Genomic DNA, 22,114 nt, shown 5'->3' with positions numbered 1-22,114 from the left:
ACAGAAACCCCATCGCCAGGCTTCAGTGCTTGCGGCAGGATCACGCAGATCGACCAGGCGCAGGGAGAGTCGAATGACCGCCGTCACCCAGGGAGCGAAGATCACCTCGCCGTGCGTGACCTGTGGCGGCGTGCTCGTCCGCGACGTCGGTCAGTTCACCGACAGGGGACAGCTGCGCTGGAGCGTCGAAAGCCAGTGCCGAGCTTGCCCCGACGCGTGGTGCGAGACGGGCGCAGACCCGACTCCCGAAGAGATCAGACAGGCACTGCTGGCCGAGCACGGAGCCACTCGGCTTCGCCTGGCGATCAAGGAGACCGGTGTCGTCCCCGTCCTGCGAGCCCTGCGCGAGACGAGCCACCTGTCACTGGGCGAGGCCCGGCTGACAGCCGCCGAGCTGCGTGGAGTCGGCCTGGCCGGCACGTTCGTGGAAATGGCGTTCCTGGCGGACCGACTTCGCAACCGGTCCGTCGCCACGATCCTCGTTCCGTCGCCCACCTGACCGCCCGCGAAGCCGCTCGGACGGTTGACGAGCGGCATGGGGAACCAGTGGCAATCGATCAAGGCCCTGTGTCACCGGACAACAGCTCTCAACGGTGTGACTGAGCGGCCCAGTTGGTGGTGACCACGCTTCCGTGATTACGGCTGGGGGCGAGCCCGTGGTGGACATGGACTTTCCGGTGAGCGACGGGAGCCTGCCTCCGCGTCTGAGGATGTCCTCTTCCCGGGTCCGCACCTCACGGTGCGGCAAGTCGTGGCGGTAGACGGCAAATCGCCGCCGGCGCCCTGCGGCTGACCGAAGAGGAGCCGGCCGTTCTCGACGAGCCCCAAGTGTGACCTCAGCCGCGGTGTCTTCGAGTGGCGCACGGCCCGCCGCGACCGTGGGTTCGGCGGCAGGGTGCCGCCGAACCCACGGTCGCGGAATGCGCGGTCAGCGCCGCCTCCGGTACGACCAGCCGGTGCCTATTCCCGCCACGTGGAGAGCCAGGGCGGTCAGCCCCAGCAGCATCACGTTCGTGGAGGTGAAGGTGTCATTGGTGCTGATGTCCGCCGCGTTGATCAGGAAGGCGATGAAGAACAACACTGCCGCAATGATGCCGGGCATGACCAGGCTCCTCTCGATGGGGTGAATCCCGTATGCCCACACATCGCCTCCACAAGCCCGTTGCCGGGTAACCACGAGGAGCGGCTCATCCTCATCCAGCGTCGGGCCGGTTCCCACGAGCCGACCGCGCCGTCCTGGTTCGGCGGCAGGGCGGTGTAAGGCGTACGACGGCTCGCCCGTTGCCGGACGGTTGTCTCCTTCTCCTGCGGCTCCGGGCGTCGCGGCAGGGTTCCGTGCGTCACGGAGGGCCGGCCCCGGGTTCGTGGACCCGTGCATGCGGAAGTCGGGCCATGGCAGTTGTGGGGGCGGTCCCGGCGGCACCGCGACCGGAAAACGATGTCGCGGTGCGCGAAACCCTAGCTCGCAACCACCAGTTCAAGCCGTTGTTCTGATGCGCTCATGACAGCCCCGTGCAGCGGATGTCAATCTGCTCTCCGGAAGTTCACCGCCCACTCATAGGCACCACACGTAATACCCACATCTCATTCCCCAAGTCACCGGCACGCCCGAGCAGACGCCACCCCGTCGCCCCGTGCCCATTCGGCTTTCCCCCCGCACCCGCGCGCCGCCGGACGGCTCGACCCAGCCGACCCGCTCTCCCGGGCTCCACCGAGTCCGACCACCCCACAGAAGGAGAACGCCATGTTCCGGCAGGACCGTCACCATCGCCGTGTCAGACACGGTGTCGCCCTGGCGCTGACCGCCGCCACCACCCTGCTCGCGGCCGGCCTCCAGCACGGCACCGCCCTGGCCGCGGCCGGCGAAACCGCCCCCGCCAAGATCCTGGCCACTCCCAGAGCCGGTGCGGCCCCCGCGCCCCTCTCACCGGCGAAGCGCACGGCACTGCTCAAGAGCGCCGCGGCCGACGCCTCCGGCACCGCGAAGACCCTCGGCCTGGGCGCCGACGAGAAACTCGTCGTCAAGGACGTCACCCGGGACGCCGACGGTACGACGCACACCCGCTACGAACGCACCTACGCGGGCCTGCCCGTCCTCGGGGGTGACCTGGTCGTGCACGAGAACGGCGGCCGCCTCACCGTGTCGAAGGCCACCAAGGCGGCTCTCGCCATCCCCTCCACCAAGGCGAAGATCTCCGCCACCACGGCGAAGGCCCAGGCGCTCAGCACCGCCGTGAAGGTCGGCGCCCAGCAGCCCAAGGCCGACGGCACCCCACGTCTGGTCGTCTGGGCCGCCTCCGGCCGACCCGCCCTGGCCTGGGAGTCCGTCGTCGGAGGCGTCCAGGACGACGGCACGCCCAACGAACTCCACGTGATCACCGACGCGGCGTCCGGCAAGCAGCTCTTCCACTATCAGGGAGTCGAAACCGGCACCGGCACCGGGCAGTTCGACGGGACCGTGCCCCTCGGCACCACACTCTCCGGCTCGACCTACCAGCTCGTCGACGGCGACCGTGCCGGACACCGCACCTACGACCTGAACCAGGGCACTTCCGGCACCGGCACCCTCTTCACCGACGACAACGATGTCTGGGGCGACGGAACGGTGGCCAACCGGCAGACCGCGGGCGTGGACGTGGCCTTCGGCGCGGCGGCCACCTGGGACTTCTACAAGAACGTCTTCGGCCGCAACGGCATCCGCAACGACGGCGTCGCCGCCTACAGCCGCGCCCACTACGGCAACAACTACGTCAACGCCTTCTGGCAGGACAGCTGCTTCTGCATGACGTACGGCGACGGCTCGGGCAACACCCATCCGCTCACCGCCCTCGACGTGGCCGCCCACGAGATGAGCCACGGCGTCACCGCCGCCACCGCGGGCCTCACCTACTCCGGCGAGTCGGGCGGCCTGAACGAGGCGACCTCCGACATCTTCGCCGCGGCGGTCGAGTTCTACGAGAACCTGCCCGCCGACGTCCCGGACTACCTGGTCGGAGAGAAGATCGACATCAACGGGGACGGCACCCCGCTGCGTTACATGGACAAGCCCTCCAAGGACGGCGCGTCCAGCGACTACTGGAGCCCGTCACTGGGCGGACTCGACGTGCACTACTCCTCGGGCCCGGCCAACCACTTCTTCTACCTGCTCTCCGAGGGCAGCGGAGCCAAGACGGTCAACGGGGTCGCCTACGACAGCCCCACCTACGACGGCCAGCCGGTGACGGGCATCGGCATCGACAACGCCCGGCAGGTCTGGTACCGGGCGCTCACCACCTACATGACGTCGAGCACCGACTACGCGGGCGCCCGCACCGCCACGCTCCAGGCCGCGGCCGACCTCTTCGGGGCCTACAGCCCCTCCTACCTCGCCGTCGCCGACGCGTGGGCGGCGATCAACGTCGGCAACCGGATCGCACTCGGCGTCAACGTGGCGCCTATCGCGGACCAGATCAGCGGTGTCGGGCAGGCGGTGTCCCTCCAGACGGACGCGTACACCACCAACTCAGGCGCGGGCCTGACGTACACGGCGACCGGCCTGCCGGACGGGCTGACCATCAGCGACACGGGCCTGATAGCCGGCACCCCCACCACCCTCGGGACCAGTGACGTCACGGTCACGGTCACCGACGACACGGGCGCCTCCGCCACCCGGCACTTCTCCTGGCAGGTGGCCTACGTCTACGCCAACGCCACCCGGGTCGACATCCCCGACAACGGCGCCGCGGTGGAGTCCCCGGTCACCGTCACCGGCCGCACCGGGAACGCCTCGGACACCACCCAGGTCTACGTCAAGATCATCCACACCTACCGGGGCGACCTGACCGTCGACCTCGTCGGCCCCGACGGCACCGTCTACTCCCTCCTGAACCGCAGCGGCGGCTCCGCCGACAACGTCGACCAGACGTTCACCGTCGACGCCTCCGCACAACCCCTGACCGGCACGTGGAAGCTCCGGGTGCAGGACCGAGCCGCGATCGACGTCGGCTACATCGAGCAGTGGCGGCTCATTCCCTGAGCCCCCGTACCAGCGGACGGAGCCGTGGTCCCAGGACGCCTACCGCGTCCCGGGACCACGGCTCCCGCTCAGCCCGGCCGACGCGCGGAACCGGGGAATGACGGAGCGCCGTGTGCGATCAGGGTCTTCCAGGACCTGTTCCGTTTGAAGGGCATCTCGAAGATCTGGGCGAACAGCCATGCCCCGAGCACCGAAACGGGCAGGGCCACGGCAAGCGTGAACCAGAACGTCGGCAGGCCGGGAGACACGAAACGCGGGGCGACGCGGCGAATCACGACCATGACGATCGGCAGATGGATCAGATAGAGGCTGTAGGAGAAGTCGCCGAGCCTGCGGACCGGTCGGGTGGTCAGGAGCCGCAGGAGCGGGGCGGGCCTGCCGGTGGCGACCGCGGCGAGCAGCATGGTCATGGCGGGAGCTATGGCCAGGTCGGTCCAGAAGTAGTGGTTCACCGTCCACACGGAACCCTTGATGATGCCGAGAGCCAGGACGGGCAGGGCGGCCAGGGCGGCGAACCAGCCCCAGGGCAGGCGCCGAACCCGCTCTCGCGCGGCCACGATCCCCGCGCCGATCACACCCGCCACGAACACGGGCGCGAGGTGGGGAGCGAGCCAGTTGTCGCCCTCCACCGGATTCGCGCCCGGCGCCGTCAGGCCGAGGGCGATCACCGGAAGCGCCACGCACGCGGCCAGCACCACCGCGCTCGACCGCCGCCGGACAAGGAGGAGCAGGGGAAAGAGGAGGTAGAGCTCGGCCTCCACGCCGATCGACCAGAACGCGCCGTTCGGCGTGGGTGCGGTGATCATGTCCTGGGCGACGAGTCCGAACACCAGGACCGTCTTGCCGGTAGGCGGTCCGAAGTGCGAGGCCGGCACCACGAACAGGGAGATCATCAGGCTCATCGCCAGTGCCGCCCAGTACGGCGGCAGGATCCGCCAGGCACGCCGGCGCAGGAACCCGGCGACGCCGCCCGACCGCCAGCCGTGCCGCGCCGGGGAGATGGCCAGGGAGAAGCCGGACAGCACCAGGAAGAAGACGACGGCCAGGCGCCCGAACATCAGCCCCTTCAGCCACGGGGGTGCCGAACTGTCGGGGTAGCCCGGGAAGGTGTACAACCAGCAGTGAAACAGCACCACATACAAGGCTGCCAGGCCGCGGAGGCCGTCCAGGCCCACCACTTGCGAGGGGACGCCGGCTCTGCCCGCCGTCTCCTCCTGCCCTGCCGGGGCCGGCGCGGCCAGGTCGGGAGTGCTGTCGGCCGGCCGGCTCAGGTCCGTGGAAATCGTTCAACCCCCTTCTCCGTGCGGCGCCTTTGCCGCCGAGCCGTCTGCCTGGCGGTGCGCCGGGCGGCACAGGGCCACCACAGAGACTTGGTACGTGGCGTCCGGCTGAGAAGTTCAGCGGAGGAGGCGGCCAGTCCTCATGGCCGGCAACACCGGAGCTGTGCGCGTCAGCCCGTCCTGGCGGCCTTCTGGCCGGACGGGGCGACGGCGTACCACTGCGCGTCCTTCCCCTGGCCGTTGGCCTGTGCGGCGCCGGTGTCGCCGATGTACCGGTAGAGCGGCCACCCGGCGAGGGTGAGCTGCTTCATGCCGTTCCGGTGCACCGTGCCGAGAAGGTTCTTCTCGACTCCCGAGGTTTGTACGGAGTCCCCGACGATGACCGGCAGCCAGGTCTTTGTGCAGGCGCCGGAGCAGGTCCATCTGGAGGGATCCGACTCGTCCCTGTCGTAGCGGTAGAGGGTCATCCCCTTGTCGTCGGCGACCACGGTGCCGATGCCGTTCAGCGCCTCGGCCGCCACCCCGCTGGTGAGGGCCGACGACCCGGTCCCGGAGCCGCCGCTGTCGGCCGCCGCCGAGGTGGCCGGTGCGGAGACCGCGGAATCCGACGCGGCCGGGGCCACCGGCGCGGCGCTGTCGGAGCTGGTGCCGTTCGAGGAGCCGCACGCCCCCAGCAGGAGCGGGGAGGCGAGCCCTACGGCAAGGCTCAGGACGATGCGTCGCAGGATCAAGGAGTTGCCCTTCTGAAGGAGTCGCAGCCACTTGCTCCCTTGGTACGTCGCCCGACTCCCGCCCTCTCAGCCACAGGTGCGAGATGACGCAGTCTTGACCATCGGCGTGCCCGGCGAGGGCAGCCCGCGCGGTCACGACCGCGGCGCGGTGCCGTCCGGGCCGGTGACGTTCTCCTCGATACCGGGCTTGGGGAACATCGGTACAGCGGTTGGCGCTGAGAACGATCTTGAGCAGTGAGCGGTGAACTTCTAGCACGGGTGGTCTGCTTCCTGGGGCCCTTCGGCCAAAGCTCCACGGTCTGTAGTGGCGGGTGGTTGGCTCCGCCGCATGCCGGTGGAATTTCTGACGGATGACCAGGCCGAGGCGTACGGGAAGTTCGTCGAGGAGCCGACGCGCCCGGAGTTGGAGCGCTTCTTCTTCCTGGACGACGTGGACCGCGATCTGATCGCGCTGCGGCGTACGCGGTACCACCAGCTGGGCTTCGCTCTGCAGATGTGCACGGTGCGCTACATCGGCAGGTTCCTCCCTGACGATCCGCTGGGTGTGCCGTGGCAGGTGGTGGAGCACCTGGCCGAGCAGCTCGGCATCGAGGACGTCTCGGATGTGAAGCGGTACACCGAGCGGCCGAAGACGGCGTACGAGCACGCGTGGGAGATCCGGGACGCGTACGAGTATCACGAGTACGACGACCCGGAGTGGGGGCGGAAGTTCCGGACGTTCCTGCACGGGCGGGCGTGGACGGCGCATTCGGAGGGGCCGAAGGCTCTGTTCGACTATGCGGTGGGCTGGCTGCGGAAGCACCGGGTGCTGCTGCCCGGGGTGTCGGTGCTGGCGCGGCAGGTGTCCGAGGTCCGCGAGATCGCAGACAGGCGCCTGCACACGACGGTCGCCAGGGCGGCCTGGCGGGCGGACCGGTCGCTGCCCGCCGACCTGGTGGCGCTGCTGGAGGCGCCGGAGGGCAGGCGGTACTCGTACCTGGAGACCTTCCGCCGGCCGCCGACGAAGACCACCGGTACGGCGATGAAGCGGGCGCTGGAGCGGGTGGACGAGATCGCCGTGTACCGGCTGGGGCGGGTGAAGCTGGACAAGCTCCCGCCGAACCGGCTCGCCGCGCTGGCCCGTTACGGCCTGGGGTCGAAGGCGACGAGTCTGGAGCGGGCCTCTGAGCCGAAGCGCACTGCGATGTTGACCGCGGTGATGCGGCACCTGGAGGCCAAGGCGATCGATGACGCGCTGGAGCTGTTCACGGTGCTGATGTCGACCAAGCTGCTCAGCACCGCGAAGCGGCTGACGAACAAGGACCGGCTCTCCACGCTGCCGCAGCTGGAGAAGGCGTCCCGCATCACCGCCCGCATCTCGAAGGTGTTCATGGAGGAGCTGGAGCACATCGAGGAGACCGGCGCCAAGGTGGACGCGGCCGCGATGTGGAAGGCCCTGGAGGAGGTCGCGCCGAGGGCCCAGCTGTGGAGCGCGGCCGCCACCGTGGCCAGCCTGGTCCCGGAGGACGACGACTCGGCGGAGATCGCGATCCGCGAGGCGCTGGCCAACCGCTACAACACGGTGCGCCCGTTCCTGTCGCTGCTCGGCGACACCAAGATGCTCGGCGCGGCCCCGGCCGGGGAGCGGGTCCTGGCCGCGGTCAAGGGCCTGCCCGCGCTCAGCCGGCGCCAGGTGACGAAGAAGCCGCTGCTGAAGCGGGAGGTCGACGACAAGGTGGTGCCGCCGTACTGGCGCAAGGCGGTGTACGCGAACAAGGATCTGCCGCAGGGCGCGGTGGACCGCGACGCCTATGTGGTGTGCGTACTGGAACAGCTGTACCGGGCGCTGGTCAGCCGCGCGATCTTCGCTTCTCCCTCGCACCGCTTCTCCAACCCGCGCGCCCGTCTGCTGGACGGCAAGCCGTGGCTGGCGGTGCGCGAGGACGTACTCGCGGGCCTGAGCCTGGAGGCTCCCGTCGAGGAGCATCTGGCGGAGCTGGTGCGGGTGCTGGACGCGGCGTGGAAGCAGATGGCCGAACGCCTCGAAGAGGCCGGCGCCGATGCGAAGGTCAGCATCGAGATACCCGAGGGCGGCGGCCGCGCGAAGCTGAACGTCGACAAGCTCGGGGCGCTCGGGGTGCCCAAGTCACTGGCCTGGCTGCGTCGCCGGGTGGAGAAGATGCTCCCGAAGATCGACCTGCCGGACCTGTTGTTCGAGGTGCACTCCTGGACCGGGTTCCTGGACGCCTTCGTGCACCTGGGCGACGGCAAGACCCGCATGAAGGACCTCACCACCTCGGTCGTCGCGCTCCTGGTGAGCGAGGCGTGCAACATCGGCATGACCCCGGTGACCAACCCCGGCCACGAGGCGCTGACCCGCTCCCGGCTGGTCCACGTCGACCAGTACTACCTGCGGGCCGACACCATCGCCGCGGCCAACGCCGCCCTGATCGAGGCCCAGGCGAAGGTGCCGATCGTGGCGCACTGGGGCAACGGGCTGCTCGCCTCCGTCGACGGCCTGCGCTTCGTCGTCCCGGTGAGGTCCATCAGCACCGCCCCGAATCCGAAGTACTTCGGATTCAAGCGCGGCATCACCTGGCTGAACGCCGTCAACGACCAGGTCTTCGGGATCGGGCAGATGGTGGTCCCGGGCACCCCGCGCGATTCCCTACACATCCTGGACGCCCTGCTGAGCCTGGACGGCGGGGTGAAGCCGGAGATGGTCGCCACCGACAACGCCTCGTACAGCGACATGGTGTTCGGCCTGTTCAAGATCCTTGGTTACAACTTCTCCCCGCGGTTCAAGGACCTGGACGACCAACGGTTCTGGCGGGCGGAGATGGACGGGATCGAGACCGGCGGCTACGGGCCGCTGGCCGATCTGGCCCGCAACAACAAGGTGAACCTAAAGAAGGTGACCGCAGAGTGGGAGGAGATGCTGAAGGTGGCCGGCTCGCTGGTCACCAACCAGGTACGGGCCTATGACCTGCTGCGGATGTTCGGCAACCATGGACGGCCCACGCCGCTGGGGCAGGCGTTCGCCGAGTACGGGCGCATCGCCAAGACCCTGCACCTGCTCCAGGTCGTCGACCCGGTCGATGACACCTACCGGCGGCAGATGGGCAAGCAGCTGTCCGTCCAGGAGTCCCGCCACACCCTGGCCCGGGACATCTGCCACGGCAAGCGGGGCACCATCCACCAGGCATACCGGGACGGCATGGAAGACCAACTCGGCTCGCTAGGACTGGTCTTGAACGCCGTCGTGCTCTGGACGACGAAGTACATCGACGCCACGGTCGCCCAGCTGCGTGCCGAGGGCCACGAGATCAGCGACGAGGATGTCGCCCGCCTCTCTCCGCTGAAGTTCAAGAACCTCAACGTCCTGGGCCGCTACAGCTTCACCCCCTCCACCCCGTCCCAGGGCCTGCGCCCGCTGCGCGACCCGGACGCCCCCGAGCTCGACGACGAGGACGACGACGCCCCGGACTGACCTGGGCCTTCCGGGCTACGCGTGTGTGTCGCCCCCGCCGAGATCCCACCTTGGGCGTGAAGCTGGGCAGATGATGACGGCCTGCGGAGAGTGCGGGGCCTGGGAGTGCCGTGAGTGCTTCCCCGACGGCCCGCCTCCCTCCGACACCCTGTGTGACAAGTGCAGCCGGATGAGATGCGCCGACTGCTCGACCTGCGGGTGTACGCGCAAGTGCCTGTGCTGCGAAGGCCGGGTGAGCAGGGAAACGCACATCCGTGTCGGCTGGCCGTGCTGGTGCGCGTGTGTGTGCATGGACCGCGTCACGCAGCCGGGCCACGATCTGCTTGTACCGCTCCTCACCGACGCTGCCGGCCTTCTCCATCTCCGCACCCGGCATTGCCTCCACCACCCTCGCCGAGCCGGAGCACGCCCCCCGGCCGTGAACAGAGGGCCTCCGGCCCGCCCGGTACCGGCAGAATCCGCCCGCAGGGCGAAGGCGAGGGAAAACGCGCAGCGCAGTGCCGCTGCCTATCACCGCTCCCCCCACCGCCACGGCGGGCCGAGGGCCAGGCTGCGCCGGACGTCGGTTGTCGCCCGGTCCGGTCCGCGCCTCACGGCCCGCCCACGAGTTCAGCCAACCGGCATGCGTGATCCGCCGCTTGCGCTACCCGCGTGGCGCCGTGATCCGCTCCACGGCGGCGACGACGGCGGCGCGATGCCGGGCCAGTCGCTGCGTCGACCACGGGGTTTCTCCGCTGGTCGGGCTCATGCCGCCGGTGAGGCTGAACCAGGCTTGGGTCAGCGCCAGCACGAAGCCCACCAGGTCCTCCGGGCCGAGCTCCGGCTCGATGTGGCCCTGCTCCTGGGCCGCCGCCACAGCTGTGGTTTTGGCGGTGTAGGTGGCGGCCTCCTGTTCGGTGGCGCCGGGCCGCTCCAGCAGCTTCCAGGAGAGCAGGCGCATCAGGTCGGGATGGGCGACCAGGTCGTCGAAGATCTGTCCCGCGACTCCAGGCAGGTCCTCGGCGTCGAAGGCCACGGTCTCCGTACCCACGGCGAGCACCCGGTCGATCACCGCGTCGAACAGCTGCTCCTTGCTGCCGAAGTAGGCGTAGATCCGTTGCTTGTTCGCGCGCGCCGCCGCGGCGATGCGGTCCACCCGGGCGCCGGCCAGCCCGTACGTGGCGAACTCGGTGAAAGCGGCGTCGAGCAGGCGGGTCTTGGTCGCAGCGGAGTCTCGTGACATGCCGCCACCCTAGCAAGCAACCATCCAGTTGGTTTGACATGTGCGGATACGCGGTTCACCATTGCAACCATCCAGTTGGTTTCTCGGCTGGCGACCTCCACGCAAGGAAGATCACGATGGAACTCCGCACGCTCGGCGGCCAGGGCCTCGCCGTCTCCGCCCAGGGGCTCGGCCTCATGGGGATGAGCGACTTCTACGGCAGCACCGACGAGGCCGAATCACTGGCCACCATCGACCGCGCCCTGGAACTGGGCGTAACCCTGTTCGACACCGCCGAGATCTACGGCCCCTTCACCAACGAGCAACTCCTCGGCAAGGCGCTCACCGGCCGCCGCGAGCAGGCAGTGATCGCCACCAAGACCGGAATCGAGATCGGCGACGACGGCGCGGTGAGCGGCCTCAACGGGCGCCCCGAGTACATCCGCCGCGCTCTGGACCGCTCCCTGCGTCACTTGGGCACCGACCACGTCGATCTCTACTACCTGCACCGGGTCGACCCGCAGGTGCCGATCGAGGAGACCGTCGGCGCCATGGGCGAGCTGGTGGACGCCGGCAAGGTCCGCCACATCGGCCTGTCCGAAGCCGCGCCGGGGACCATCCGCCGCGCCCACGCCATCCACCCGCTGAGTGCGGTCCAGACCGAGTACTCGCTCTTCGAGCGCGGCATCGAGCAGGACGGGGTCATGGCCACCCTGAACGAGCTCGGCATCGGCCTGGTCGCCTACGCGCCACTGGGGCGCGGTTTCCTCAGTGGCGCGATCACCAGCCCGGACGACTTCGCCGCCGACGACTACCGCCGCATCGACCCCCGCTACCAGGGTGAGAACTTCCAGCTCAACATCGCCGTGGTCGACGAGGTCCGCCGGATCGCCGCAGCCAAGCAGATCACTCCCTCCCAGCTGGCCCTCGCCTGGGTCCTGCACCAGGGCGCGGTCGCCATCCCCGGCACCAAGCGCCGCCGCTACCTGGAAGAGAACAGCACCGCAGCCGCCGTCACCATCACCGCACAGGAGCTGGCCGCCATCGACGCGGCCGCCCCGCACGGGATCGTCGCCGGCGACCGCTACACCCCCGACCAGATGCAGTTCCTGGCCGGCTGAATACGACGGCCCGCCGACCTGCCACTACCCGGTCTCCCCTCGAGGCCGAGATGCAGCAATCCCACCCCTCCAGGACGCTGATCAAGGCAGCGTCCTCGGCCCACGGAAAGAGATGAGCACAATGATCGATCACGTTTTCCTTACGGTCAGCGACCGGAAGCGCTCCGAGGAGTTTTACAGCCAGGCGCTGAAGCCGCTGGGCATGCGCCACGTGTTCGACTTCGACGGCTCAACCGCCCCGGAATGGGTCGGCGACCTCGCCGGCTTCGGCACCGACACGGCCTTCACCTTCTGGCTGCGCGAAGGCGCCACCACGGCAGGCACGCACGTCGGCTTCACCGCACCCTCACGAGAGGTCGTCGACGCTGCCTACGCGGCCGCCATGGAAGCAGGGGCGACCGACAACGGCACACCTGGGGAGCGCCCCTACTTCGCTCCCGGTTACTACGCGGCCAACGTCTTTGACCCTGATGGATACAGCCTGGAGTTCACCTACCACCCCCACCCCTGACCTGGAGGATTCCTCTCGCTTCACAGCGACGGCATCACCAGTACGCACGGCGGGCGAAGACTCGCCCGTGACGGTGTTCGGGTGCCCCGCCCACTGGAGGCGCCCGAACACCGTCCCAGTCCAGGAGACAAGGCACTGGCCGACGCTCAGTCGTCGTCGCCGGAGTCATCCTCGACAGCGCGCCTGCCCTCCTCAGGCCGGGCGGCAGTTGCGGCTTGCACCTCACGTCAACCGTCGGATGAACACGTCATTCCGGCCCGTCAAAGTAAGGCAGACAATTATGCGCGCAGCCCGGTTCCACGAATACGGCGGAGCGGAGAGCCTGGTGATCGAGCAGGCTCCCGACCCCCACCCCGGACCCGGTGAGATACGTGTCCGTGTCGCGGCGGCCAGCGTCAATCCCATCGACTGGAAGCTGCGCTCCGGCGCCCTGCGTCAGCTGTTTCCCGTGAAGCTGCCCGCCATTCCCGGGCGTGACGGCGCCGGTGTGGTCGACGAGATCGGCGACGGGGTGCAGGGGTTGAGCATCGGCGACCGTGTCTTCGGACTGGGCGGTGTCACCGGCGCGACCGCAGAGCTGTTCATCCTCTCGGCCTGGGCGCACACTCCCGCCACGTGGAACGACGAGCAGGCCGCTGGTGCAGGCCTCGCGTCAGTGACCGCGATGGGTGGACTGAACGTGCTCGGCTCCCTTGCGGGGCGCACCCTTCTCGTCGAGGGCGCCGCCGGAGGCGTGGGCAGCGCAGCGGTCGAGATCGCGGTAGCGCAAGGTGCCACTGTGATCGGGACAGCCAGTGAACGCAACCACGAGTTCCTCACCGCACTCGGCGCCGTTCCCACCACCTACGGCCCCGGCCTCGCACAGCGCCTCACCACCCTCGCTCCGCACGGCGTCGACATCGTGCTCGACACCGCGGCCTCCGGCTCCCTGGACGACCTCGTCGCGATCACAGGTGACCCGAGGCGCGTCGCGACGGTCGCCGACCACGCGGGCGGGCAGCGCCTGGGCGCGCATGTGGTCAACGCGGAGAACGATTCCACTCTCCTGTCCGCGGCGGCGGAACTGGGCGGGCAAGGCCGCTACACACCCCGTATCGAACAGACCTACCCCCTGGAGCGGATCGCCGACGCGCACACGCACGCCGAGCGCGGACGCACCCGAGGAAAGATCGTGATCTGCATCTGAACAGGCCGATCTGTGTCTGAACAGGCCCACGAGGTAGGCAACTCGCAACGTGCGGGCCCAGTGGCGAGCGTGCCCTTGATCGGTACCGGCGAGCGGGCGGGCCGGAGCAGGCCGATCTCCATTGCGCCTCGTCAAGCAGGCCGCCCCCACGCGGGCACCGCACCTGGCTCCTGAGCCGTCGTCCACTGGCCTCATCCAGCTTCAGCAGCCCCGTGAGAGGGGTTCAAATACGGCTTCTGCCTCCCGACCGCGCCGCGGCCCGAGCGGCCTATGCGTGGCGCTGGCCGGTCTCCGACAGGCCGCCCGACAGCTGGCGACCGAACGGAGGCGGGATTCGCCCGAGAAGGTGGCGTAGATCGGATGGCCGTCCGCTCCTGGCTGGGTAAGTAGCGCTCCTCCTCGCCTTCTGGTGCCGTTCGCCATGCTTGGCGAACGGCACCACTTTGGGCTTCGCGTCGGAAAGAATCGCCCGGCCAGCAACTCGAAGCACTTCCCCGACATCAGCACCGCCCGGATCAAGCACGGGCTCGCGTGCCGCCATTTCGCCACGACGGGCACGAGAGCCGGATCGACGGGTACTTCGCCGCCGCAGACATCGGTCCCGACCACGAGTTCGACGCCGGGATGGTCGCCGTCGCACGCCGACAGGTCGAGCGGATGCGGATGCTGGAGTGGGAACTCACGGGTGCCCACCCGAGCGACATCGACCCCGTCGCCGAGTGATTCTCACAAACGGTCCTTTGCCCGAGCAAGATCAAAGACAGTGTCCCGGTGATCGCGAACCGCCGGTTCGGTTCGCAGAACCCGTTCTCACTCAAAGGTGGGTTCGGGGTACTTCTGAGAATCGTTTGTGACAGCATCCGGTGCCATGACGGTCCCTCAAGAAGCCTCCCCGAGCGACGCGGACGACGTCGAGCGCCACCCCTGCCCGCGCTGCCGGGCCGAACCCGGCTCGCCGTGCCGCTCGCGCTCCGGCGCGGTCGCCGGCACCTACCACACCGGCCGCTTCACCAAGGTGCCCCGGCTCGCCAAGCTCCTGCGCGTGCCCACCCCCGCCGACCGCGGGCCCGGCCAGCCGTGGCGCCCCGGCATCCCCGTCCCGCTCGCCCTCGCGCCAGACACCCCGAGCGCCGACATCCGCATCGGGTACGCGCGGTGCTCGACGCTCACCCAGGAACTCCAGTCCCAGCTCGACGCACTCGCCAAGCACGGCATCGAGCGCGACAAGGTGTTCTCCGAGAAGATCAGCACCCGCGTTCGCGTCCGCCCACAGTTCGAGGCCGCGCTCGCGCTCGCCCGCCAGATCAAGGCCCACGCTCCGCACTGCCGCGTCATCTTCACCGTGTACGAGATGAAGCGCCTGGGCCGCGACGCCGCCGAACTCACCGCGCTCGCCGACCACCTCACCGCCCACGGCCTGGTGCTGGAGATGCTCGCCGGGCCGCTGCCCGGGATGTACGACCCGAGCGGGCCGGGCCGTCTGCTGTTCGCGTTCTTCGCGGCGATGGCGGAGACCGAGCGGGAGAACATCCGGGAGTCGACCCTCGAAGGGCTCGACGCGGCGGCCCGCAAGGGCAAGCACGGCGGCCGGCCGCCCGTCATCACCGAGGACATGCTGCACACCGTGCTGCGGCGCCGGGCGAACGGCGAGTCGGTCGAGCAGATCCAGCCCGACCTGATCATCCCGACCGGCAAGCGCAACGGCCAGGCGCCCAGCGTCGCGAGCATCTACCGCGCGCTCGCCGAGCACGAGAAGAAGGAGGCGTACCCCGAGGCCGTCGCAGCGGCGCACGCCGACTTCGCCGACCTCCAGGACGTCGACGACATCCCTCGCCCCCGCCGAGTCCGCATCCGGCGCCCGGACGATCCGCTCACCCCGGAGCAAGCCGATCTCCGCCAGCGACTCCAGACCCAGCCTCACCCGGACTCGGAGACCGCTACCCAGGAACCATGATCGTTCTCAGCGCCAACCGCTGTACCGATGTTCCCCAAGCCCGGATACGCGCCAGGAACCGCATGGCCTGCCGGTACTCCTCGTCGGTGAATCCCGCGGCGGTGACCGCCTCCAGGTCGCGCCAGGCCCGCAGGACCCGGTCGCGCAGTGCCTGGCCGGCGCGGGTGGTGCGCACGAGGACGGCCCGGCGGTCGGCGGGTGAGGGGCTGCGGGTGACGAACCCGGCCTGCTCAAGGCGCTGCAGCATCTTGGTGACGGTGGACGGATCGAGCCCTAGCGTCTTGATGAGGTCGGCCTGGCGCTGCTCGCCCTGTTCCCAGAGCCGCATCATCAGGAGCTCCTGCCCGGGGTAGAGGCCGGTCTCGCGCAGCAGGTGGCCCGCCGTGATCCGGTGCGCCCGGGCGGCATGGAAGAGGACCTCGCTCATCGGAGCGTCGGCGACGGTCGGGACCGCGTCGTCCCTGCCCTGGACCGATTCGGACGCCGGCGGCATGGCTGCTCTTCCTCCCTGCACGGCGAACGGGTCGCCCGTCGTGGAATCGTCTCACCCCCGCGGCCTGCCGGGGGCGTCACCCGGTCGCGGCCTCGCGGGTGCGCTGGTGGTCACGGCGTGTCTGCAGACCGGCGCGGACACCCGGCGCGATCTTGGTGATTCGCCCACCGTTCACAACGGCCTCACCTGGGTGAGGGCAGCCGTTCGGGCCACCTCGGAAAAGTCCTGGCGGCCTGTCACAACGGAACCCCAGGACGGATTTCGTGACCGAATCACGCGTTCGCCGGTGGCGTCGTAGCCTCCGTGTTCTGCTCGTCGCCGTCGCCGGCCCGACGCTCGCCGTCGGCGCCCTGACCGCGTCCCCCGCCCACGCGGCGGCGGCCGACGACATCCGGATCAACGAGGTGGTGACCACCGGGGACGTCAACGACTCGGTGGAGCTCTACAACAAGGGCACCGCCTCGGTGAACCTCTCCGGCTGGATCCTCAAGGACGACAACGACAGCTCCAAGTACGCGATAGCCTCCGGGACCACGCTCGCCCCCGGCGGCTACGTGGCCTTCGACGTGCACAACGCCTTCGGTCTGGGCTCCGACGACGAGGCACGCCTCTACCTCGCCGACGGCACCACCCTCGTGGACAGCTTCAGCTGGAGCGAGCACTCCGGCCCGTCGTGGTCGCGCTGCCCCGACGGCACCGGCACCTTCGGCTCGGCCGCGGTCACCCTCGGCGCCGCCAACGACTGTGGATCCGGTGGCGTTTCGGCGACGGCCTGGCCGGGTGGCAGCTCCGTCGCGACCGCCGACACCAAGAACGCCTTCGGCTCCGACCTGAGCGGCCTCTACCAGGAGGGGAGCGTGATGTGGGCGGCGCAGAACAGCGGCAAGCTGTGGCGGCTGGTCCCGAACGGCTCCACCGCCTGGAAGGCCGACACCAGCAACGGCTGGACCTCCGGCAAGACCCTCAAGTTCCCCGGCGGCTCCGGCACGCCCGACGACGAGGGCGTCACCCTGACCGGCTCCGGAGCCGGCGGGGGCGTCTACGTGGCGAGTGAGCGCAACGCGGACTCGTCCGGCACCAGCCGCCTGTCCGTCCTGAAGTACGACGTGAGCGGCACCGCCACCACGCTCACCGCCGCCACCGAGTGGAACCTGACCTCGGACCTGCCGTCCGTGGGCTCCAACCTCGGCCTGGAGGCCGTCACCTGGGTCCCGGACGCCACCCTGACCGCCGCCGGGTTCAAGGACGCCTCCACCGGCGCGGCCTACAACCCGGCGAACTACGGCTCGCACACCGGTGGGGTGTTCTTCGTGGGCGTCGAGGGCACCGGCATGATCTACGGCTACGTCCTCAAGGACGGCGGCACCTTCACCCGCGTCACCTCCCTCAGCAGCGGCATGGCCGGCGTGATGGAACTCCAGTGGGAGCCGCAGGCCTCCCGCCTCTGGGCGGTCTGCGACGACACCTGTGACGGGCAGCACCGGACCATGAAGATCAACGCGTCCGGTGTCCTCGCCACCACGGCGATCTACAACCGCCCGTCCGGCATGGACAACCTCAACAACGAGGGCTTCGCCGTCTCCGGCTCCGACGCGTGCAGCAGCGGCACCAAGCCCGTGTACTGGTCCGACGACAGCAACGACAGCGGCCACGCCCTGCGACGGGGCACGATCACCTGCTGACCCCGCTGACCCCGCTGACCCTGCCGGCGCGCCGGTACCCCGCTGTATCGTACGCGCGGCACCTCACGCACCACTGGAACACAGCGTCAACTCCCGTACCGGCACGTCGACTTCACCGACGTGCCGGTTCCTTTCGCCGCCCCCCGGAGGAAACGTGGCAACCAGCCGCCCCCGCCGTTCTCGTGTGCCTCTGACCCGACGCAGATCCCTCGCCCTGACGGCCGCCCTGGCCGCCGTCTGCTGCGCCACCCTCACCCACCCCGCCCAGGCCCGTGCCGACTCCGCCGCAGACCGCGCCGCCCTCGCCCAGTGGTGGGCCCCCGTCAACTTCCAGGACGTCGACTCCACCGGCGAGACCGCGCTCGGCGGCAAGTCCGACTACATCACCTCGTACGACTACGACGGTGACCTCAACGGCCGCGACAACTGGGAGAACACCAGCCAGTTCGCGCTCGCGGCGCATGTCTACTACTCGGTCGTCCAGACCCCGTCCTTCTCGTATCTGCTCTACACGTACTTCCATCCGCGCGACTGGTCGGACGGCGTCCTTGACAACTACCAGGAGGACCTGTCCGAGCACGAGAACGACTCCGAGGGCGTCCTCGTCGTCGTGGCCGACGACGGGTCCGCTCACGGTCAGTTGAAGGCCGCGATCACCGTCGCGCACAGCAACTTCTACTCCTGGGTGCCCGCGGGCAGCGACTTCACCAGCGGGCAGGAGAGCGTCGACGGCACCCTGAAGCTCCAGGGCGACCCGCACGACGACGGCCACGGACGTCCGTTCACCACCCAGCAGCCGAACACCCACGCCGCGTGGGCCGAGGGTTACCTGTCCAAGGAGCGCGACCAGTACGCGAGCGGAGACGGCGTCGTCTACTACCCCGGCTCCACCGCCGAGGTGCCGTCCGGCTCCAACGACCGTGACGTGCAGTACACGCTGACCGACGTCTTCGCCTCGAACGGCATGTGGGCGAACCGCACCCTGACCTCGCTGTTCGCGACCACCAACAACTTCGCCGGCGACGACGGCTCCAACCCCTACGGTGCCAAGTGCGGCGCCGGCGGCGTCCTCGGCCCGGCCAACGGCGCCTGCGACACCGACGCGGCCAACCCGCCCTGGGCCTGGGACGACGGCGACGACCTGCCCGGCCGGGGCTACCTCGCCACCAACCCCGCCGAACTCGTCTGGGACTACTTCGACTGGTCCGGCAAGCCCTCCTCGCCCGACCTCGCCTACACCTGGGACCAGTACAACGGCATCACTTCGTGACAACCCGTAGCCCCGCGTCACTCCGCGGTGAGCGGTCAGGGCGTGCCGGTGAGGTTCTCGCGGCCGAGCTGATCCCGCTCGCCGAAGCCTCCCTGGCCAAGGCCCACCAGGAGGCCGCCGCCAAGGGCAGGGCGGCCGCCGCCCGGGCGAGGCGCTGAGCGGGGCTCGCGGCACCTCCGTCGTCGCCCGGCAGGCCGGCCGCCGGGCTCGACGCGCGCGATCGGCCCTGAGCTGGTGTGCTGGGGGAGGGGGTTTCGACCGTTTCCGTCGTACCCGTTCCGGGAGAGACGTATGAGTACCTACCGAGTCGCGCAGGTGACCGCCGAGGGTGGACCGTTCGAGATCGTCGAGCGGGAGGTGGCGCGGCCGGGCCCCCGGCATGTGCGGATCGCCGTGGAGGCATGCGGAATCTGCCACAGCGACAGCTACTTCGTGACCGCCGGGCTGCCGGGCATCACGTTCCCCGTGGTGCCCGGACACGAGATCGCCGGGCGGATCGAGGAACTCGGCGAGGGCATCGAGGACTGGGGCTGGCGGATCGGCGACCGGGTGGGCGTCGGCTGGTTCGGCGGCAGCTGCGGCCACTGCAAGCCCTGCCGGCAGGGCGACTTCATCATCTGCGAGAACATGCAGACGCCCGGCTGGAGCTATGACGGCGGGTTCGGCGAGCAGGTGATCGCCCCGGTGGACGCCCTGGCCCGCATCCCCGACGGGCTGACCGCTGCCGACGCCGCGCCCCTGGGCTGCGCGGGCGTGACCACCTTCAACGGGCTCAGGCGCAGCGCGGCGAAGCCCGGTGACCTGGTCGCCGTCGTCGGCCTCGGCGGGCTCGGCCACCTCGGGGTGAAGTACGCGGTGGCCATGGGCTTCGAGACGGTGGCCATCGCCCGCGGCGCCGAGAAGGCAGACTTCGCCAAACAGCTCGGCGCCCACCACTACATCGACTCCACGGCCTCGACACCCGTCGCGGAGGCCCTCCAGTCGCTCGGCGGCGCCAAGGCGGTGCTCGCCACCGCGGGCAACTCCCAGGCGATCTCGGCGGCCGTGGACGGTCTGGGGCCCCGGGGCGAGCTGGTGGTGGTCGGCGTCGACGTCGAGCCCCTCGGGATCAGTCCGTTCCAGCTGCTCATGAGTGCCCGGGAGGTACGCGGCCATCCGTCCGGCACCGCCCAGGAGGTGCAGGACACCATGGAGTTCAGCGCCCTGCACGGGATCCGCCCGACGATCGAGACCGTACCGCTGGAGGAGGCGGGTGCGGCCTACCAGAAGATGATGGACGGGGCCGCGCGCTTCCGGATGGTGCTCACCTATGGCTGAGCCGCCGGATGGTGCTCACCACGGCTGAGCCGCCGGATGGTGCTCACCTACGGCTGAGCCCCCCGATCACGGCCGTACGGCACGGGCCGCGAGCAGGGCGATGTCGTCCTCGGAGCCGATGGCGAGGTGGTCGAGGACGCTGTCGACGATCTTGTCCAGCGGGTCGCTGGGCGACAGGGACAGCCCGGTCAGACGGGCCAGGCCCCGGTCGATGTCCTCGCCTCGCCGCTCCACGAGTCCGTCGGTGTACAGGAGCAGCACACCCCCGCGTTCCGGGGTGACGCACTGCTCGTACCGGCCGAGCCCGCTGCCCAGCGGCGGCCCGACCGGCACCGGCACCAGCTCGATCCCGCCCTCGGGGGCCAGCCAGACCGGCGGCAGATGCCCGGCGCTCGCATACGTGAGGGTGGCGACGTCCGCGTCACCGAGCGCGAGGAAGCAGGTGGCCACCCGCTCGAAACCGGAGTCCGAGACCATCCGGTCCGCGTGTTCCAGGATCCGGCGTGGCGAGAGCCCCGCGCGGGCCAGGGCGCGCAGCGTCGAACGGTAGTGGCTCATGGCCACCGCAGCGTCCACGCCATGGCCCATCACATCCCCGATGACCAGCATCGTACGGCCGTCGGGCAGGGCCAGGACGTCGTACCAGTCGCCGCCGATCAGCGAGCCGTCGTCGGCGGGCCGGTAGCGCCCGGTGGTCTCCACACCGGCGTGCTGCTGCAACTGGCCCGGCTCGGCAAGCAGGGCCCGCTGCAACTCCAGCGCCATGGTGTGCTCACGCTCGAAGCGGACCGCCCGGTCCAGGGCGCGCGCGGCGCGGGCGGCGAGTTCGCGGGCCACCGTGGCGTCCTCGCTCGAGAACGGCCCGGAGTCCCCGGCCCGCCCCAGCTGCAGGCTGCCGAGATACCGGCCGTCCGAGACCAGCGGCGCGAGCAGCACGGAGTGGACACCGGCGGTCAGACAAGCCCGGGCCGGCGGCCAGCTCGGAATCAGCGCCCGCCACTGTGCCGAGGTGATCGCGTTGCGCCGCAGGACCCGGCCCGCCGCCAGGTTCCGCCGGATCCCGGCGCCGCGCGGCCAGCCGACCAGTTCGCCACGCGCGTCCAGCGCCGCGAGACCGGTGACCAGACCCGGCCGGGTCGCGTACGCGGCGAGCCGGGTGGGCGCCCGCCGCCCCGACGCCGTGTCCGGCGGATTGAGCTCCACCCCGGCCGCGTCCGCCAGCTCCGGTACGACGAACTCCGCCAACTCCCGGCAGGTCCCGGCGACATCGGTGCCGGTGCCGATCCGGGACGCGGCCGCGTCCAGCAGCGCGAGCCGCCGATGGGCACGCTCCAGCTCGTAGACGTACTGCTGCGGCTCACTGATCTCCAGGCCCACCCCGGCGACACCCACCACCTTGCCGGTGCTGTCCACCAGCCGGTGGTACACGCACCGCCACTCCCGGACCTGGTACGGCGAGTCCACCCAGGTCCGCCCGGTGACGATGGTCTCGCGCGGCCGTCCGTCGTGCAGGATGTCCCGCAGCAGCTGCTCCGACCGCTGGATGTGCGGCAGCACCTCCTGCAGGGTGTGCCCGAGGTAGGCGGCGGCGGGCAGGCCGGTCATCCGGGCCATGTGCGGGTTGACGTACAGGTAGCGCAGATCGGTGTCGAGGACCGCGAAACCTACGGCCGAGTCCTCGACGATGCCGCGCAGCAGATCGATGTAGCCGATGTCGACGGGCGGTGCGCCCGCGGAGGCCGGTCGTCGCGAGGAGGTGTCCCTGTCCACCCGGTCCTCCTCGCCTGCCCCCGCCCACGGCCGCCCTCATCCTCCACCAGGTCCCGGTGGCGCGCATCCCGGGGCAACCCGTACGCGCCCGCTCACATCGCCGGGTGCCGGTCT

General features: G+C 70.1%; 18 protein-coding genes. 12 read left to right on the top strand and 6 right to left on the bottom strand.

Annotated features, from left to right (window positions below):
- Window positions 1-73 precede the first annotated feature (73 nt).
- Window positions 74-499 carry a hypothetical protein gene (locus ACZ4N4_RS18175; protein WP_467589648.1) on the top strand — a complete coding sequence of 142 codons (426 nt, stop codon included), beginning with the start codon at window positions 74-76 and terminating at the stop codon, window positions 497-499.
- A gap of 429 nt (window positions 500-928) precedes the next feature.
- On the opposite strand, the gene ACZ4N4_RS18170 is transcribed toward ACZ4N4_RS18175, so the two are convergent.
- The gene (locus tag ACZ4N4_RS18170; RefSeq protein ID WP_351313851.1) at window positions 929-1,102 is read right to left on the bottom strand and encodes a hypothetical protein; all 174 of its coding nucleotides are present in this window, start codon (window positions 1,100-1,102) and stop codon (window positions 929-931) included.
- 642 nt (window positions 1,103-1,744) lie between these two features.
- Between ACZ4N4_RS18170 and ACZ4N4_RS18165 the strand changes: the two genes are divergently transcribed.
- The gene (locus ACZ4N4_RS18165) at window positions 1,745-4,015 is read left to right on the top strand and encodes a M4 family metallopeptidase (RefSeq protein ID WP_467589644.1); all 2,271 of its coding nucleotides are present in this window, start codon (window positions 1,745-1,747) and stop codon (window positions 4,013-4,015) included.
- Window positions 4,016-4,083: 68 nt separating this feature from the next.
- Here the strand turns inward: ACZ4N4_RS18165 and ACZ4N4_RS18160 are convergent, their stop codons facing one another.
- Window positions 4,084-5,190 (bottom strand): acyltransferase family protein, encoded by a 1,107-nt coding sequence (locus tag ACZ4N4_RS18160; RefSeq protein ID WP_467589641.1) that lies wholly within the window; start codon window positions 5,188-5,190, stop codon window positions 4,084-4,086.
- A gap of 275 nt (window positions 5,191-5,465) precedes the next feature.
- Window positions 5,466-6,026 (bottom strand): hypothetical protein, encoded by a 561-nt coding sequence (locus ACZ4N4_RS18155; RefSeq protein WP_453567243.1) that lies wholly within the window; start codon window positions 6,024-6,026, stop codon window positions 5,466-5,468.
- Between the two features lie 328 nt (window positions 6,027-6,354).
- Here ACZ4N4_RS18155 and ACZ4N4_RS18150 point away from each other — a divergent pair, with 328 nt between their 5' ends.
- On the top strand, window positions 6,355-9,495 hold the full coding sequence (locus tag ACZ4N4_RS18150) for a Tn3 family transposase (protein WP_467589638.1): 3,141 nt from the start codon (window positions 6,355-6,357) through the stop codon (window positions 9,493-9,495).
- A gap of 643 nt (window positions 9,496-10,138) precedes the next feature.
- Here the strand turns inward: ACZ4N4_RS18150 and ACZ4N4_RS18145 are convergent.
- Window positions 10,139-10,717, bottom strand: a complete 579-nt coding sequence (locus tag ACZ4N4_RS18145; RefSeq protein ID WP_354395444.1) for a TetR/AcrR family transcriptional regulator — start codon at window positions 10,715-10,717, stop codon at window positions 10,139-10,141.
- 116 nt (window positions 10,718-10,833) lie between these two features.
- Here ACZ4N4_RS18145 and ACZ4N4_RS18140 point away from each other — a divergent pair, with 116 nt between their 5' ends.
- The 5 genes from ACZ4N4_RS18140 to ACZ4N4_RS18120 all read left to right on the top strand — a co-directional run bounded on the left by ACZ4N4_RS18140 (window position 10,834) and on the right by ACZ4N4_RS18120 (window position 15,468).
- Window positions 10,834-11,817 carry an aldo/keto reductase gene (locus ACZ4N4_RS18140; protein ID WP_467589635.1) on the top strand — a complete coding sequence of 328 codons (984 nt, stop codon included), beginning with the start codon at window positions 10,834-10,836 and terminating at the stop codon, window positions 11,815-11,817.
- Between the two features lie 121 nt (window positions 11,818-11,938).
- Window positions 11,939-12,328, top strand: a complete 390-nt coding sequence (locus ACZ4N4_RS18135) for a VOC family protein (RefSeq protein WP_354395441.1) — start codon at window positions 11,939-11,941, stop codon at window positions 12,326-12,328.
- A 280-nt stretch (window positions 12,329-12,608) separates the two neighbouring features.
- Window positions 12,609-13,514, top strand: a complete 906-nt coding sequence (locus tag ACZ4N4_RS18130; protein WP_467589633.1) for an NADP-dependent oxidoreductase — start codon at window positions 12,609-12,611, stop codon at window positions 13,512-13,514.
- Window positions 13,515-14,045: 531 nt separating this feature from the next.
- On the top strand, window positions 14,046-14,237 hold the full coding sequence (locus tag ACZ4N4_RS18125) for a hypothetical protein (protein WP_467589630.1): 192 nt from the start codon (window positions 14,046-14,048) through the stop codon (window positions 14,235-14,237).
- Window positions 14,238-14,382: 145 nt separating this feature from the next.
- Window positions 14,383-15,468, top strand: a complete 1,086-nt coding sequence (locus ACZ4N4_RS18120) for a recombinase family protein (RefSeq protein WP_467589627.1) — start codon at window positions 14,383-14,385, stop codon at window positions 15,466-15,468.
- On the opposite strand, the gene ACZ4N4_RS18115 is transcribed toward ACZ4N4_RS18120, so the two are convergent.
- Entirely contained in the window at window positions 15,452-15,961 is a 510-nt protein-coding gene (locus ACZ4N4_RS18115) for a MarR family winged helix-turn-helix transcriptional regulator (protein ID WP_467589624.1), read from the bottom strand. The two genes, ACZ4N4_RS18120 and ACZ4N4_RS18115, sit on opposite strands and share 17 nt — an antisense overlap.
- A gap of 263 nt (window positions 15,962-16,224) precedes the next feature.
- Between ACZ4N4_RS18115 and ACZ4N4_RS18110 the strand changes: the two genes are divergently transcribed.
- The 4 genes from ACZ4N4_RS18110 (at window position 16,225) to ACZ4N4_RS18095 (ending at window position 20,230) form a co-directional block, all read left to right on the top strand.
- On the top strand, window positions 16,225-17,643 hold the full coding sequence (locus ACZ4N4_RS18110) for a lamin tail domain-containing protein (protein ID WP_467589621.1): 1,419 nt from the start codon (window positions 16,225-16,227) through the stop codon (window positions 17,641-17,643).
- Window positions 17,644-17,827: 184 nt separating this feature from the next.
- A complete protein-coding gene (locus ACZ4N4_RS18105) occupies window positions 17,828-18,913 on the top strand; it encodes a hypothetical protein (protein ID WP_467589619.1) in 1,086 nt (361 codons plus the stop codon).
- Window positions 18,910-19,071, top strand: coding sequence for a hypothetical protein (locus ACZ4N4_RS18100; RefSeq protein ID WP_467589616.1), 162 nt, complete (start codon window positions 18,910-18,912; stop codon window positions 19,069-19,071). The genes ACZ4N4_RS18105 and ACZ4N4_RS18100 overlap by 4 nt, the downstream gene beginning before the upstream one ends.
- A gap of 133 nt (window positions 19,072-19,204) precedes the next feature.
- A complete protein-coding gene (locus ACZ4N4_RS18095; protein ID WP_467589614.1) occupies window positions 19,205-20,230 on the top strand; it encodes an alcohol dehydrogenase in 1,026 nt (341 codons plus the stop codon).
- 66 nt (window positions 20,231-20,296) lie between these two features.
- On the opposite strand, the gene ACZ4N4_RS18090 is transcribed toward ACZ4N4_RS18095, so the two are convergent.
- Complete coding sequence (locus ACZ4N4_RS18090) at window positions 20,297-22,000, bottom strand: SpoIIE family protein phosphatase (protein ID WP_467589611.1); 1,704 nt, start codon at window positions 21,998-22,000, stop codon at window positions 20,297-20,299.
- Window positions 22,001-22,114 lie beyond the last annotated feature (114 nt).

Source organism: Streptomyces sp. NPDC026538 (assembly GCF_055567535.1).
The sequence above is the reverse complement of the archived record's forward strand: the minus strand, read 5'-3'. Positions and strand labels throughout refer to the sequence as shown.

What these genes read in the sequence shown, in the direction of transcription:
- ACZ4N4_RS18135 (WP_354395441.1), top strand. Translation starts at nt 11,939, where the DNA reads ATGATCGATCACGTTTTCCTTACGGTCAGCGACCGGAAGCGCTCCGAG.
- ACZ4N4_RS18120 (WP_467589627.1), top strand. Translation starts at nt 14,383, where the DNA reads ATGACGGTCCCTCAAGAAGCCTCCCCGAGCGACGCGGACGACGTCGAG.
- ACZ4N4_RS18150 (WP_467589638.1), top strand. Translation starts at nt 6,355, where the DNA reads ATGCCGGTGGAATTTCTGACGGATGACCAGGCCGAGGCGTACGGGAAG.
- ACZ4N4_RS18130 (WP_467589633.1), top strand. Translation starts at nt 12,609, where the DNA reads ATGCGCGCAGCCCGGTTCCACGAATACGGCGGAGCGGAGAGCCTGGTG.
- ACZ4N4_RS18140 (WP_467589635.1), top strand. Translation starts at nt 10,834, where the DNA reads ATGGAACTCCGCACGCTCGGCGGCCAGGGCCTCGCCGTCTCCGCCCAG.
- ACZ4N4_RS18095 (WP_467589614.1), top strand. Translation starts at nt 19,205, where the DNA reads ATGAGTACCTACCGAGTCGCGCAGGTGACCGCCGAGGGTGGACCGTTC.
- ACZ4N4_RS18115 (WP_467589624.1), bottom strand. Translation starts at nt 15,961, where the DNA reads ATGCCGCCGGCGTCCGAATCGGTCCAGGGCAGGGACGACGCGGTCCCG.
- ACZ4N4_RS18165 (WP_467589644.1), top strand. Translation starts at nt 1,745, where the DNA reads ATGTTCCGGCAGGACCGTCACCATCGCCGTGTCAGACACGGTGTCGCC.
- ACZ4N4_RS18145 (WP_354395444.1), bottom strand. Translation starts at nt 10,717, where the DNA reads ATGTCACGAGACTCCGCTGCGACCAAGACCCGCCTGCTCGACGCCGCT.
- ACZ4N4_RS18170 (WP_351313851.1), bottom strand. Translation starts at nt 1,102, where the DNA reads ATGCCCGGCATCATTGCGGCAGTGTTGTTCTTCATCGCCTTCCTGATC.
- ACZ4N4_RS18175 (WP_467589648.1), top strand. Translation starts at nt 74, where the DNA reads ATGACCGCCGTCACCCAGGGAGCGAAGATCACCTCGCCGTGCGTGACC.